This is a genomic window from Corynebacterium tuscaniense (assembly GCF_008693065.1).
Lineage (GTDB): Bacteria > Actinomycetota > Actinomycetes > Mycobacteriales > Mycobacteriaceae > Corynebacterium > Corynebacterium tuscaniense.
On record NZ_VXKH01000013.1, the window covers coordinates 24,383 to 37,752 of the forward strand.

Annotated in this window: 12 protein-coding genes, 2 tRNA genes and 1 pseudogene; 8 read left to right on the plus strand and 7 right to left on the minus strand. The window is 60.0% G+C overall.

Annotated elements, in window-relative coordinates:
* Positions 1 to 329: 329 nt before the first annotated feature.
* Positions 330 to 641, plus strand: coding sequence for a hypothetical protein (locus tag F4V54_RS04365; RefSeq protein WP_150386370.1), 312 nt, complete (start codon positions 330 to 332; stop codon positions 639 to 641).
* 76 nt (positions 642 to 717) lie between these two features.
* Here the strand turns inward: F4V54_RS04365 and F4V54_RS04370 are convergent, their stop codons facing one another.
* The 5 genes from F4V54_RS04370 to F4V54_RS04390 form a co-directional block, all read right to left on the minus strand.
* Positions 718 to 1,338, minus strand: coding sequence for an ATP-dependent Clp protease proteolytic subunit (locus F4V54_RS04370; RefSeq protein ID WP_034664368.1), 621 nt, complete (start codon positions 1,336 to 1,338; stop codon positions 718 to 720).
* Between the two features lie 31 nt (positions 1,339 to 1,369).
* Complete coding sequence (locus F4V54_RS04375; RefSeq protein WP_034664370.1) at positions 1,370 to 1,951, minus strand: ATP-dependent Clp protease proteolytic subunit; 582 nt, start codon at positions 1,949 to 1,951, stop codon at positions 1,370 to 1,372.
* Between the two features lie 190 nt (positions 1,952 to 2,141).
* On the minus strand, positions 2,142 to 3,500 hold the full coding sequence (gene tig, locus F4V54_RS04380) for a trigger factor (RefSeq protein WP_170253106.1): 1,359 nt from the start codon (positions 3,498 to 3,500) through the stop codon (positions 2,142 to 2,144).
* Positions 3,501 to 3,570: 70 nt separating this feature from the next.
* A tRNA-Pro gene (locus tag F4V54_RS04385) sits at positions 3,571 to 3,644 on the minus strand.
* Positions 3,645 to 3,817: 173 nt separating this feature from the next.
* A tRNA-Gly gene (locus tag F4V54_RS04390) sits at positions 3,818 to 3,892 on the minus strand.
* Positions 3,893 to 4,009: 117 nt separating this feature from the next.
* On the opposite strand from F4V54_RS04390, the gene F4V54_RS04395 reads away from it, so the two are divergent.
* From F4V54_RS04395 to F4V54_RS04425, 7 genes are all read left to right on the plus strand, one after another.
* Positions 4,010 to 4,753: a DUF1542 domain-containing protein gene (locus tag F4V54_RS04395; protein ID WP_150386372.1), complete on the plus strand. Its 744-nt coding sequence runs from the start codon at positions 4,010 to 4,012 to the stop codon at positions 4,751 to 4,753.
* Positions 4,754 to 4,827: 74 nt separating this feature from the next.
* Positions 4,828 to 5,811, plus strand: a complete 984-nt coding sequence (locus F4V54_RS04400) for an NAD(P)H-dependent flavin oxidoreductase (RefSeq protein WP_150386373.1) — start codon at positions 4,828 to 4,830, stop codon at positions 5,809 to 5,811.
* A gap of 10 nt (positions 5,812 to 5,821) precedes the next feature.
* On the plus strand, positions 5,822 to 6,601 hold the full coding sequence (locus tag F4V54_RS04405) for an enoyl-CoA hydratase-related protein (protein ID WP_150386374.1): 780 nt from the start codon (positions 5,822 to 5,824) through the stop codon (positions 6,599 to 6,601).
* 240 nt (positions 6,602 to 6,841) lie between these two features.
* Entirely contained in the window at positions 6,842 to 7,807 is a 966-nt protein-coding gene (locus F4V54_RS04410; protein WP_150386375.1) for an FTR1 family iron permease, read from the plus strand.
* Positions 7,804 to 9,066 carry an iron uptake system protein EfeO gene (gene efeO / locus F4V54_RS04415; RefSeq protein WP_150386376.1) on the plus strand — a complete coding sequence of 421 codons (1,263 nt, stop codon included), beginning with the start codon at positions 7,804 to 7,806 and terminating at the stop codon, positions 9,064 to 9,066. The genes F4V54_RS04410 and efeO overlap by 4 nt, the downstream gene beginning before the upstream one ends.
* A complete protein-coding gene (gene efeB, locus F4V54_RS04420) occupies positions 9,067 to 10,314 on the plus strand; it encodes an iron uptake transporter deferrochelatase/peroxidase subunit (protein WP_150386377.1) in 1,248 nt (415 codons plus the stop codon).
* A 36-nt stretch (positions 10,315 to 10,350) separates the two neighbouring features.
* A complete protein-coding gene (locus F4V54_RS04425) occupies positions 10,351 to 11,370 on the plus strand; it encodes a dienelactone hydrolase family protein (RefSeq protein ID WP_211359461.1) in 1,020 nt (339 codons plus the stop codon).
* Here the strand turns inward: F4V54_RS04425 and F4V54_RS04430 are convergent, their stop codons facing one another.
* Positions 11,371 to 12,180, minus strand: a complete 810-nt coding sequence (locus F4V54_RS04430; RefSeq protein ID WP_034664383.1) for a hypothetical protein — start codon at positions 12,178 to 12,180, stop codon at positions 11,371 to 11,373. It abuts the gene before it with no gap.
* A gap of 493 nt (positions 12,181 to 12,673) precedes the next feature.
* Positions 12,674 to 13,243: pseudogene (locus F4V54_RS04435) on the minus strand (IS30 family transposase); the annotation flags it as partial.
* Between the last annotated feature and the right edge of the window lie 127 nt (positions 13,244 to 13,370).

The window sequence follows — 13,370 nt, forward strand, 5'->3', positions numbered from 1 at the left end:
CCGGTGGGGCGGGGCGCAACGGCTCGTCGATAAGCAAAAAGGCTATCTTCGAACGTGCCTCAACTTGTATAGGCCACTTTATCCGCCTACCTGCGCGGTGAGAAACCCGACGATCCGGCAACCATTAAGGTGGGCGCCAACAAGGCCGATGAGTTTTAGGAAACACACGTGACCATACACCGCACCCTGCGAGCCATTGCACTCGCCATCACCCTCCCCTTGCTACTCTCCGCATGCTCTGAATCCCTCCCCGAACCAGAGTTGACCGCGGACCCCCCGCCAGCAGCTCAGAAAACCCCTCCACCACGGTCAGCACCGTCAGTGAAACGGTGTCCGAAGAAACGGTGCCCAAGAAAGAAACACCCGAACCCGACACCCAACCCACCGGGCCATGCGACTGGACACCCTTCGAACAGGGCCAACCAGGCGAACTCGTGTCCATGTACTGCGATGGCAAGCACGCTTCCATCGGCACCTACGCCACCGACCACGTCCAGTACTTCTCCTGGGACGGCACAGACTGGATGCTCTTCGAGAGCTCAGACACCACATACACCGGATTCGCCTGCTACGACACAGCCAAAGCCAAACGCCAAGGGTTCCCCAAACAGATCATTGATCGCATGGTTACGTGCGACTAGTCCGTGAGATGGTGTAGGGGTTAAGTAGCAAAAAGGCCAAGCTACGACGAGCTTGGCCTTAGTTAATGCACACGCTTTATGCGTTGAGCTTGCGGTAATCAAACACCTGGTCAATGATGCCGTACTCAACGGCCTCATCAGCGGTAAGGATCTTGTCACGGTCCGTGTCAATGCGCACCTGCTCAGCGGTGCGGCCAGAGTGACGCGCCAACGTCTCCTCCATGAGGCGACGCATACGCTCGATCTCCTTCGCCTGAATCTCCAGATCAGAGACCTGACCACGGGTGCCTTCCGTTGCCGGCTGGTGAATGAGCACACGGGAATTCGGCAGAGCTGCGCGCTTGCCCGGCGCACCAGCAGCCAAAATCACAGCTGCAGCAGACGCCGCCTGGCCCAGGCACACCGTCTGCACATCCGGGCGGACGTACTGCATCGTGTCGTAAATAGCCATCAACGAGGTGAAAGAACCACCCGGGGAGTTGATATACATCGTGATATCCCGGTCCGGGTCCTGAGACTCAAGGACGAGCAGCTGCGCCATAATGTCATTCGCCGACGTGTCATCCACCTGGGTGCCCAGGAAGATAATGCGTTCCTCGAACAACTTGGAGTACGGGTTCGTTTCCTTTGTGCCGTACGAGGACTGCTCAATAAAGCTCGGCAGCACGTAACGGGAGTTAGGCATCTGGAAAGACATTGTTTTCTCCTTAATTCTCTGTGTCTGCCGGTTAATTGCTGATGCTGCCCTGCGCGCTGGAGATCACATGGTCGACGATGCCGTACTCACGTGCCTCCTCCGCCGTGAACCAGCGGTCACGGTCCGAGTCCTTGGTGATCTGTTCGAAGGTCTGGCCCGTGTGCTCCGCAATGAGACGTGCCATCTCTTCCTTCGTCTGCGCGAACTGCTCAGCCTGAATAGCAATATCTGCCGCCGTACCGCCCACGCCTGCAGACGGCTGGTGCATCATAATCCGCGCATGCGGCAACGCGAAACGCTTCCCCTTGGTACCGCCGGAAAGCAGGAACTGGCCCATCGATGCAGCCAGACCCATGCCGTACGTAGCGATGTCACACGGGGAGTACTTCATCGTGTCATAAATAGCCATACCCGCCGTGACAGAGCCACCCGGAGAGTTAATGTACAGCGAAATGTCCCGCGTTGGATCCTCCGCAGATAGCAGCAAGATCTGCGCGCAGAGCTTATTAGCAATCTCGTCGTCCACTTCCTGACCCAGGAAGATAATGCGCTCGCGCAGCAGGCGCTCGTAGACCGAGTCACCCAAATTCATACCGGCTGCTGGCGTAGTCATGCGGTGTGCTCCTTATCATCAATGCTTTTACGTTGTTCTGTTAATAACGCCCCACCCTAGTCGCGGATTCCCGCCTTGTGGTGCGTGTTCGCTGACAGCATGCATGGCGCCCACACTGACGCATTCGACCCCGGGGCGGGAGTTTCCTCCGACCATCCGGGGTCGTTGCGTTTCTCAAGCGCTGACGCGACTAGCTCTCGTCTGTTGCCTCAGCGTTCTCGTCCTCGTCGAGCTCACCGAAGTATTCGTTCGGGTCAACCTTCTTGCCCTCGTCATCCTTAACGGAAGTGCGGGAAATAGCAGCGGCCAAAGCTTTGCCACGACGGACATCGGCGAACAGGTTTGCAACCTGGCCGGACTGCTGCAGCTGCATGATGAACTGATTCGGGTCCATGCCGTAGGACTGTGCGGTGAACAGGATGTGGTCCGTCAGCTCCTGCTGGGACACCTCCGGCTGCTCCTGGTCAGCAACGGCATCGAGGAAAAGCTGGGTGCGTACGGAGTTCTCAGCGTTCTCGCGGGACTCCTTCTCAAATTCTTCACGAGTGGTGCCCTGCGCTTCAAGCAGCTGAGCGAAAGCATTCTCGTCGTGTGCCAGCTGGCCCAGGATCTGGTGGAGCTGGTTGTGCACCTGCTCATCCACAACAGAGGTGGGCAGCTCGAACTCAGTCTCCTCCAGCGCAGCCTTGAGCACCTCATCGCGGATGGCTGCTGCCTGCTCAGCCTTCTTGGACTCCTCTAGCTGAGTCTTAGTGGACTCGCGTAGCTCCTCAACCGTGTCAAACTCAGACGCCATCTGGACGAATTCCTCATCCAGCTCCGGCAGCTTGCGCTCCTTGGTCTGCTGAACGGTGACCTTGATGGTGGCCTCTTCGCCCTTATGGTCGCCATACTGGATCTCGGAGGTGAACTCAGCATCCTCACCGGTCTTGAGACCCTTGACAGCCTTGTCCAACCCCTCGATCAAGTCATCGCGGCCAATCTCGTAAGAAATACCCTCGGTCGATGCCTCCTCAACCTTCTCACCATCGATCGTGGCTTCAAGGTCAAGAACAGCGAAATCGCCCTTCTTCAACTTACGTCGAGTGTCCTTCAGCTCACCGAAACGCGCACGCAGGTTGTCGAGCTCAGCATCCACTGCCTCATCGTCAACCTTCAATGCCGGCACAGTGACCTTAATCTTGGAGAAGTCCGGCACCTCAATCTCCGGACGGATGTCCACCTCAGCGGTGAACTCCACAACGTCATTGTCCTCAATCTTGGTAACGTCAATCTCTGGCTGACCAATAACCTTCAGGTCATGCTCAGTCACAGCAGCCTCATAACGCGTTGGCAGCATGTCATTGACAACTTGCTCAAGAATCGGGCCACGGCCAAACCGTGCGTCAATAAGCTGGCGAGGAGCCTTGCCACGACGGAAACCCGGAATATTTACCTGCTGAGCAATTGCCGCGTACGCCTGGTCAATTTCCGGGCCGAGCTCCTCAAACGGTACGGTCACGTTCAACTTCACGCGAGTGTCGCTGAGCTTGTCCACAGAAGTCTTCACGGAAATTCTCTCCTGGCTAGATTGCGTAATCGTTCTAAGAATTAAAAGGGACGCCATCCGCGTCCCTTTGTCGGGGCGACAGGATTTGAACCTGCGACCCCCTGCTCCCAAAGCAGGTGCGCTACCAAACTGCGCCACGCCCCGTAAGGTGACCTCAAGCCTACCGATGAAGCACCGGCTTGCTCACGGAAGACGATTCTAGCGTGACCTGAAAACACGCCACATCATTGGGGGCCAGTAGTGGTGCAATACACACCCATCACCGCAGCTAGTGCAATAAAAAGCCGGCCCCGCATTTTCGTGGGAGCCGGCCGATTTGGAGGGAATGACGGGAATCGAACCCGCGTCTTCAGCTTGGAAGGCTGAGGTATTAGCCACTATACGACATTCCCAGCTGCGCAAAGCGCGCTCAACAGCATATCCCACTGCACGGTCCGCTCCAAAAAGGAACTCTTCTTGTCCACGATTCGTTGGGGAAGTAGTTGAACATCCAAAAGAAAAGAGAGCACGTGGAACTCGTTATCTTGCTAGCTGTTGGTGCCCTTTTACTCGGCGCCATCAAGGCCATCGGAAATACCCAAAAGAAAGGTCAGCACGCAAATCTGGACGATGAGCTTGCCGACGCCCGACGGTGGATCGATCGCCTCGGCCACCAAGTCCTCACCATCTCTGGCACGGACACCGCGTCAACGCAAGCGATGGCGGATGCGTCGGAACGCTATAACGCCGCACATTCCGCCCTCACCCAGGCGACGACCGTGCGCCAAGCTCAGCTCGCCCGCGAATCTGCTCTTGAAGGCCTCTACTACGTCAACGCCGCGCGCGAAATCCTCGGCCTAGCCCCCGGCCCGCAACTGCCCGAGCTAGAAGCTCAACGTCAGGCTGGCCGGGTCACTGAACCGCGTACCGCAGAATTCGATGGCCAAACCATCCAGGCCTCGCCCTACGCCAGCTCTCAGACCCCGCACTACTACCCCGGCGGTGCCGTTGCTGGCCGCCCAGTCCCTGCCGGCTGGTACTCCACCGCCTGGTGGGCGCCGGCAGCTATGACCGGCGTGTGGGCTGCAAGTTCCATGATGTTCTACTCCGCAATGTTCGCCGGAATGGCCGGCACCCCCAGTGCTGATCAGTTTGCTGCCGGGGACGTCAGCAATGCCGATGAACTCGGTGGCGCTGACAGTGGTGGCGAAGACCTCGGCGGATTCGGAGACTTCGGTGATTTCGGCGGTGGTGACGGCTTCGACTTTTTCTAGTAACGCGCACTACAATGATTCCCCCGGTGTAATGTAGCTCTCATTACGTCTTCAGACTTAAGGAGAGCACGATTATGGCAGCAAAGATCAATACCCGTATTAATGAGATGCTCGGCATCGAGCACCCCATCGTCCAGGGAGGCATGCAGTGGGTCGGTAAGGCTGAGCTCGCAGCAGCCGTGTCCAACGCGGGTGGCCTGGGCATTATCACCTCACTGACCCAGCCGACCCCGGAGGATCTGGGCAAGGAAATTGATCGCTGCCGTGAGATGACGGACAAGCCGTTCGGCGTGAACCTGACCATTCTGCCGACGATCACGCCCCCGCCGTACGAGGAATACCTCCGCGTGGCTATTGAAAAGGGCATCCGAATCGTTGAAACCGCAGGTGCGAACCCGGCTCAGCTCGTGCCGTCACTGAAGGCTGCGGGTGCCACCGTCATCCACAAGTGCACCTCTGTGCGCCACGCCATCAGCGCGCAGAACAAGGGCGTTGACATTCTTTCTATCGACGGCTTCGAGTGCGCCGGCCATCCTGGTGAGGACGACATCCCAGGATTGATCCTCTTGCCAGCAGCAGCTGACAAGCTGGAAATCCCCTTCGTCGCTTCCGGTGGCATTGCCGACGGCCGCGGAATGGCCGCCGCGCTCTCCCTCGGCGCCGAAGGCATCAACATGGGCACCCGCTTCCTGGCCACCAAGGAGGCCCCGGTTCACCAGAATGTGAAGGAAGCCATCGTTGAGCGCTCCGAGCTGGACACCAACCTTATCCTGCGCACCCTCAACAACACCGCGCGTGTGGCGAAGAATGCGGTGAGTGATGAGGTCGTCGAAAAGCTTAATGCTGGCGCAACCTTCCCCGAGATCCGTGACCTCGTGGCCGGCAAGCGTGGCGCGCAGGTCTACGAGACTGGCGATCTCGACGCTGGCATCTGGTCTGCGGGTCCTGTCCAGGGCCTCATCAACGACATCCCGTCCTGCCAGGAGCTCATCGACACCATCGTGGCTGACGCCGTGGAAATCATCGAGGGCCGCCTCGCCGGCTTCGTGTCCAAGTAAGGCACCTGCCATGTCACGCCAGCTCAAAGGCAATATCACCAGCGAAACGCGGGGCACCACGGAAATCGTCCGGATTTCCAACCCCGCTAAGCGCAACGCCCTGGAGCCGGATTCCTACTGGGCGATCGGCGACGCAGTCAATGCCGCCAACGCGAACCCTGAGATCCGCTGCGTGATCATCACCGGCGATGAATCCGCGTTCTGCTCTGGCATGGACCTGCAGGCGTTCCTGAGCGAGAACTCCGCCGAAGCCGCCTCGCACTCCCTCGGTGGCATCGAACACGTCATCTACGCCATCACCCGCGCGGATGTGCCCGTGATCGCTGCGGCTGAAGGTGCCATCGCTGGTATCGGTGCCTCGCTGGCGTGTGCCTGCGACCTCATCGTTGCTGGCCAGTCTGCGTTCATCACTCTCCCATTCGGGCGTATCGGCCTCATGCCGGATGGTGGCGCGGTGGCGACCCTAGCTGCATCCGTGGGGCGTCACCGCGCCATGCGGCTCGTGCTACGCCAAGAGCGCATCCCTGCGGCCGACGCCATGCAGATGGGGCTCGTGGCCGAGATCACGGAAGGGCCCGCCCTTGACCTCGCACTCGAGTGGGCCGAGGAATTCCGGTTCTCCCCGCGCGGCGCCGTCGCCCAGACTAAGCGCGCGGTCAACCGGGTCTCCTTGCCTCAACTGCCACTTAGTCTGGCGGAGGAAGCCCGCGAGCAGACATTGCTCACCCAAAGCGCGGAGCACAAAGAAGGTGTAGCCGCATTCCTGGAACGGCGCGCGCCAAAGTTCTAGCCTGCTCACTCTTCAAGGACCGCACGGAGCACCCACGGTGCCCTGCGGTCCTTTTAGTGTCGCGGCGTGACGGTCGCATTTTAGTGGCTTTGAGCTGGTACTGAGGTCGCACCAAAACTCAGGGTCTTTACATCCCGTTACTACGTTAGGTAAGGTTTGCCTTGGCTAGTCGTGGGTAGCCTTAGCTTATTCAGCGGACGCTCTGTGGCCGGCCATTTTTGACACGAGAAAGTTCCGCACATGTTTATCGCCGCGTTCCTGGTTGGCCTCCGAGAGGGCTTGGAAGCATCACTCATCGTCGGCATGTTGTTCGCCGCAATCCAGCGCCGAGACAGCAAGAACAGTGGCATCCAGGCAAACACCGCGGCCCGCACCGTCTGGGTTGGCGTGCTTTCAGCAGCCGCGATCTGTACTGCTCTCGGCGCCCTTTTCACCTTCGAGCGTTATGGCCTTTCCTTCCGCGCGCAGGAGGCAATCGGCGGCATCATGTCGCTGATCGCCGTTGCCATGATCACCGGCATGGCCCTCTCCTTAAGCAACGAAAACGGCAAGTTGCGCACCATGCTCGACGACAAAACCGGCATCGCGCTGACCAAGGGTAAGCAGGCGATGTTCTGGCTCGCGTTCGTGGCGGTTGCTCGTGAAGGAATCGAACTGACGCTTCTGCTGTGGGGTTGGACCACCACGCCGAGTGCGATCACCGGAGCATTCGCGGGCATCGCCATCGCAATCCTGATGGGATGGCTAATCTACCGCGGTGCACTCCGCCTCAATCTGGGCACCTTCTTCACCTGGTCAAGTGCACTTCTCATCATCGTCGCGGCGGGCATCCTCGCCTACGCCATCCACGATCTCCAGGAGGCGCAGTTCCTCCCCGGCCCATTCTCCGGCGCACCGATTGCTCCAACACACCCACGAACCGGCGAGGTACTCACCGGGTTTGCCACGTATCCGTTCTGGATGGCGTCTTTCCCATTCGGGTGGGCGTTCAACCTGGACGGGGTCATCGATCCAACCGGTCTCACTGCCACCCTGCTCCAAGCGTTCACCGGCTTCATGCCCCAAATGTCCTGGCTACAAGTCATTGGTTGGTGCGCTTACCTCGCCATCATTGTTCCGGTCTTTGTGAGGCATGTGCGTACGGCGGGACGCGGTGACGTCGATAAGCAAAAAACTGACACTATTCCACGAGAGGTCTCATTATGAAGCGCTCCCCTGTTATCCTTGCCTCGCTGGCTCTCACTCTCCCGCTCGCGGGATGCGTGGAAAACAGCAGCGGCGACGGCATCGACGTCCAGGCGAAAGAAGACACCTGCACGGTTGCCACAAACTCGGTTGAGTCTGGCACCAGTACGTTTTCCATCACCAATGAAGGCGAGCGCGTCACCGAGTTCTACGTCCTCGCCGACGATGGCCTGCGCGTCATCGCCGAGCGCGAAAACATCACGCCTGGTAGCACCGCTGACCTGACCGTGCAGCTGGAACCCGGCACCTACTACACCGCGTGCAAGCCCGGCCTGCGCGGCCCGAACGTAGGCCAGGCTGAATTCACGGTGACTGGCGAGCCGATCCAGTACAGCGAGTCCGATGAACAGCGCTTTAATGAGGCGCGCGATAACTACGTGGCCTTTGTCAAAAACGAGGTTGCGGAGCTGCTGCCCAAGACCGAGGAATTCGCCGAAGCCTACGCTGCAGGCGACGATGAAAAGGCCAAGGACCTCTACGCCACCACCCGCGTGCACTACGAGCGCATCGAGCCGATCGCTGAGGCCCTTGGTGTGCTCGACGCGCGCATTGACTACCGCGAGGTCGACTACATCGCTGAGGCTGACCAGCTGAAGGAAGACGACCCGACCTTCACCGAATGGCTCGGCTTCCACCGCATGGAGAAGGACCTGTGGCCGCCAGCTGCAGACACCAAGAATGCTGACGGCGCGCCCGCCCGCGAAGGCTGGGAGCCGTCGACGCCGGAAAAGCGCCGCGAGATCGCCGATGCCCTGATCGCCGACGTCGAGGAACTGCACTCCACCGTCACCTCCCCGGACTTCGCGGAGGAGAATGACATCACTGTCGACACCGTGTCCAACGGTGCCATGGGCCTGCTCGAAGAAGTCGCCACCACCAAGGTCACCGGCGAGGAAAACTGGTGGTCACACAAGGACCTCTACGATTTCCAGGCCAACATCCAAGGCTCCCGCATCGCGTTTGACATGGTCAAAGGCATCGCCGCCGAGCGCGGGGAGCAGGGTAAGAAGCTTGTCGACGAAATCTCCTCCCGCTTCGACGACATCCAAACCCTCCTCGACCAGTACGGCAGCCTTGAAACCGGGTACGTCGACTACGACGAGGTTGACGCTGGCCAGCAGGCCAAGCTGACCCGTGCACTGGATGCCCTGCGTGAGCCGCTGTCCAACCTGACCGGCACCGTGCTGGGCCTCAACGTGGACACGGAGGCGGAGTCCTAAATGCGTGGCTTCAACCGGCGTACCTTCTTGGCGCTCGGCGGAGTCAGTGCCGCCGGCGCTGCCGCCGCTGCCTGCTCTCGGGACACCTCTAGTGCATCGGGTTCTGCCGACAGCACCTCCCCGGACGAGCTCATCATCGACTTCGCCGGTGAGCACCAGGCCGGAATCATCAGCCCGATGCAAACCAGCCTCCACTTCGCGGCTTTCGACATGGATGAGAAAGCCACCCGCGATGATCTGATCGATCTCTTGCAACGCTGGACCGATGCTTCCCGACGATTGACCCTCGGCGGCGAAGTCAGCGCCAAAGGTGCCTTCGGCGGTGGCGAAAACTTCCCGCCCGCTGACTCCGGTGAAGCCTTTGATCTAGGCCCGTCTGCCTTAACCATCACCTTTGGTTTCGGCCGCAGTCTCTTCCGCGACCAGTTTGGTTTAGCCGACAAGCTGCCCGATGAGTTCACCGAAATGCCGCCGATGTCCAATGACTTCCTCAACCGCGAGCAGTCTGACGGCGACATCTGCATCCAGGCCTGCGCCAACGATCCGCAGGTAGCTACTCATGCCATCCGCAACCTGACCCGCTTGGCAGTGCCGGATGCGGTGCTGCGCTGGAGCCAAATCGGATTCGGCAAAGCCGCCGTGACCACGCGCGAGGAACCCACCCCGCGTAACCTCTTCGGGCAGAAGGACGGCACCGCCAACATCCGCGCTGAGGACACCGAGGCTTTGGACGAGCACGTTTGGATCCCCGCCACATCCTCCCAGCCTTGGGCAGCAGGCGGGTCCTACCTAACGGCCCGGCGCATCGCCATGAACATCGAGGTCTGGGACACCCTCCAACTCCAGGAGCAGGAGCGTGTCACCGGCCGCGACAAGTTCGAAGGTGCCCCGCTGAGTGGCACCAAAGAATTCGACGAACCCGACTTCGCCGCAACGAATGAACGCGGACACCCCGTCATTGATCACGGCTCCCACGTGTTCAACGTGCACCCTGACCAGAACGGCGGCATCCGCATGCTGCGCCGCGCCTTCAACTTCGTCGACGGTTCCAACGAGCAAGGTCGCCTCGACGCCGGCTTGTTCTTCATCGCGTTCACACGCACCGTCGACAGGTTTGCCACCGTGCACCAGTCCATGTCGCGTGACGAGATGTTCCTCGAGTACCTCAAAACCACAAAAACCGGCACCTACCTCGTTCCACCTGGCGTAGGCGAAACCGGCTTTGTCGGGGAGGGAATGTTCACTTAAACGCGCATGGGGCCGGCCTTTTGTAAAATCGGCCCCATGAAAGCCCTCAAGGCAATCGGAAAAGTTCTGCTCTGGGTACTAGTGGCCATCCTCGTCCTGGTGCTCATCATCTTCGGGTTGCGTGCCTACAACGGGAACAAGTACCCAATCACGCATTCCATGCCCGAAGGAATGAGCTCCGACAAATCCTCCTACGAAACCTCGGAGCACATCACCGCCATCGAGGGCGACTACTTGAACGGCTTTCATTTCCGCCCGGCCGAGAAGAAGCACCGCGGCGTCGTGGTGGTCTACGGCGGGTCGGAGGGCTCCCCGGACTACTCCCGCGCCAAGCAGCTTTTCGACGCCGGCTACGAAGTCCTAAGCCTCTTCTTCTTCGGCCAGGACAATCAGAAACCCACCCTCGCCAACGTCCCACTGGAGCAGTTCGACGAGGTCACCGCCTACATCGCCGACCACGTGGAGGATCCTGCCCCCGTCACTGTCATCGGCACATCCAAAGGCGCGGAGTTCGCTGCTCTCCTCGCGGCACACGGCTACCCGGTGGACAATGTCGTCGCCTTCGCGCCAGCCGACCATTCCTACAGTGGCCTTGACTTCACCGGTGGTGAGGACTTCCCCTCGTTCACTGATAAGGGTGAGGTGGTGGAGTATGCGTCGTTTAGGAAGGCGTCGATAAGTTCTGGGGCAAAGATGTTCTGGGCCATGGCCACGAGCTACCCAGTCTCCTACCGCGCAACCTACGAAAGCGCCGCGGCCAACGCTGACGCTGGTGCGCGGATCGACCTCAGCGATTACCGCGGCAACGTCCTGCTCTTCGCTGGCGACGCCGACCAGATGTGGCAAGCCGACGTTGCCGCGCGTGCACTCGCCGAGCAAGGCTCGAACATTGAAGCGCACGTCTACCCCGACGCTGGGCACGCATTTTTCCCTGATGCCGAAAAGCTACCGAATGGTTGGCAGTTCATGCTCGGCGGAACCGCGGAAGGAAACCGCGCCGCCCACGAGGCTTCGGAGAAAACCCTGCACGAGCGCCTCGCGGAATGGCACGGGTAATCACGCAGCTTCGCGGCGCGCACGGAGCAGACGGCGGAGATCTCTCACGAGCTTCCCGCTCACCACATCACGCCACCCGGCGCGCACCACACTAAACCCAAGGGCCTGGATCTCGTGCTGGCGATCGAGCTGGGCAAGCAACACTTTTACCCCATCGCCGTAAGTGCCATCGGACTTAATCCGCCCATCGAACTCAACGGCAAGCCACCCATTAATCATCATGTCCACGGACGCAAAACGCTGCTGCGCAAAAATGTCCTCGAAGACGACCTCCACCTGGAACTCAAAGGTGTGCGCTTCCGGGATATCCGCCCTCAGCACCGTGTCGCGCCCAATCGTCTCAAGCGCGCTTTGTGACGTCCCCGCACTCCACCCCACCAACCCCTCAAACCCCCGAATCCCATTCGCCCTGGGCAACAAGCTCCTGGCCGAATCCAGCAACGCCTCCTGGGAGACGCGGTTATGAAAACGCAGATGCTCGATCGGAACCAGCGCATCCAGTCGGCCGTAGTAGCGGTAAATGTCGAAGAGCACCTGGATCGGGTGTGCGGTGAGAACGCCATTGCGTTCTTGCACCAGGTCCTGCCGCATGCTCCCACCGCGATACACCACCCGTGGGTCTTTCGGCTGTTTCCCCGGCTTCGCCCCCGACAAGTACCGCAAGTCCACTGCCTCCACCCACTGCAGGGTGGGCAGCCCCATAAGCCGTGCCGCAGCTGGCCCCGTCACCGCCGCACGAGGAAACGCCGCCGCGATGTCCCTGATCTCCCCCAGGCTCAATCCCTTTTGTTTTCTGTCATTCCCCCTCATGCCTCCCAATGGTTCCTCATCCGCGACGGCCGCGCGAGGGAAAATTGTCCACTCTAGTGTGCATTGCCGGAAAACACCGCCCTCCCTGCCGCTTCACCGCGCCCCTCCCCGCGCCCCTCCGCGCCACCCTCCGGGGCGAGTTAGTCGCGTTGCAGTCTGACGCCACACCAGCCACAGTCGACCTGGGCTTTTGCCGGCTGGGTTCCGGACGCGACTAACCCAGCCTGAGAACGAGGGATTGGGGGTGGGGGCAAGACCGTCGGAAAGCGAAAACCTGCTCCCCGCACTCTTTTCGCAGGGCAAGTTAGTCTCGTTGCCGTTTCGCGCCACACCAGTCACAGTCGACCTGGGTTTCTATTGGACGGGGTCCGGACGCGACTAACCGCGACTAACCCAGCCTTGAAAGAGCGCTGAAAAGGCCCCGAAAAGGCGGTGGGGAAAGCAGTGGCGGGCAGACAACCCCGGCGGATTCTAGCGTTCGTTGCAACGTTTCCTAGGTTCCGGTCAATCCTAGTAGTTCGGCCATGCGTTCTGCTGGGGTGTCGTAGTCCAGGGTCTTTCGCGGTCGATTGTTGAGTTTCAGGGCTACTAGTTCGAGGTCTTCAGGACCGTAAACGTTTAAGTCAGCGCCTTTCGGGAAGTACTGCCGCAGCAACCCGTTCGTGTTCTCATTGGTGCCTCGCTGCCAAGGCGAACCCGGATCACAGAAGTACACCGGGCAATCCGTCGCGATGCTGAAGGATCGGTGGCCAGCCATTTCAGCGCCTTGGTCCCATGTCAATGAGCCGCGTAGGTGCTCGGGCAAGGTCATGATGGTTTCAACTAGAGCATCGCGCACAGCCACCGCGTCATGACCGTGGGGAAGGTGCAGCAGCATAACGTAGCGGGTCTGACGTTCGACAAGGGTTCCGATAGCGGATTTACCTCCGGCGCCGATGATGAGATCGCCTTCCCAATGACCTGGTACTGCCCGATCTTCAATATCTGCCGGCCGGTCAGAAATCATGATCATCGGATCGATGAACCGGCTGCGCGGGATGCGTTGACCCTGGGGCTTGCGCCGGAGAGTGTCCGATTTTTTGTGTGCGGGGTTTGGTTTACAAGTAGTCCGCGAATCGGTCGGGGTATGCCACGGATAGTTGGTTGATGGCTTGTTTCCAGCCGTTGGCTTTCGCTCCTTCAATATAGCC

Bases quoted from the DNA above. Each gene is read 5' to 3' on its own strand.
- F4V54_RS04370 (WP_034664368.1), bottom strand. From the start codon at position 1,338: ATGTCTTTCCAGATGCCTAACTCCCGTTACGTGCTGCCGAGCTTTATT.
- F4V54_RS04375 (WP_034664370.1), bottom strand. From the start codon at position 1,951: ATGACTACGCCAGCAGCCGGTATGAATTTGGGTGACTCGGTCTACGAG.
- F4V54_RS04400 (WP_150386373.1), top strand. From the start codon at position 4,828: ATGGCAGCAAAGATCAATACCCGTATTAATGAGATGCTCGGCATCGAG.
- F4V54_RS04405 (WP_150386374.1), top strand. From the start codon at position 5,822: ATGTCACGCCAGCTCAAAGGCAATATCACCAGCGAAACGCGGGGCACC.
- F4V54_RS04410 (WP_150386375.1), top strand. From the start codon at position 6,842: ATGTTTATCGCCGCGTTCCTGGTTGGCCTCCGAGAGGGCTTGGAAGCA.
- efeO (WP_150386376.1), top strand. From the start codon at position 7,804: ATGAAGCGCTCCCCTGTTATCCTTGCCTCGCTGGCTCTCACTCTCCCG.
- efeB (WP_150386377.1), top strand. From the start codon at position 9,067: ATGCGTGGCTTCAACCGGCGTACCTTCTTGGCGCTCGGCGGAGTCAGT.
- F4V54_RS04425 (WP_211359461.1), top strand. From the start codon at position 10,351: ATGAAAGCCCTCAAGGCAATCGGAAAAGTTCTGCTCTGGGTACTAGTG.
- F4V54_RS04430 (WP_034664383.1), bottom strand. From the start codon at position 12,180: ATGAGGGGGAATGACAGAAAACAAAAGGGATTGAGCCTGGGGGAGATC.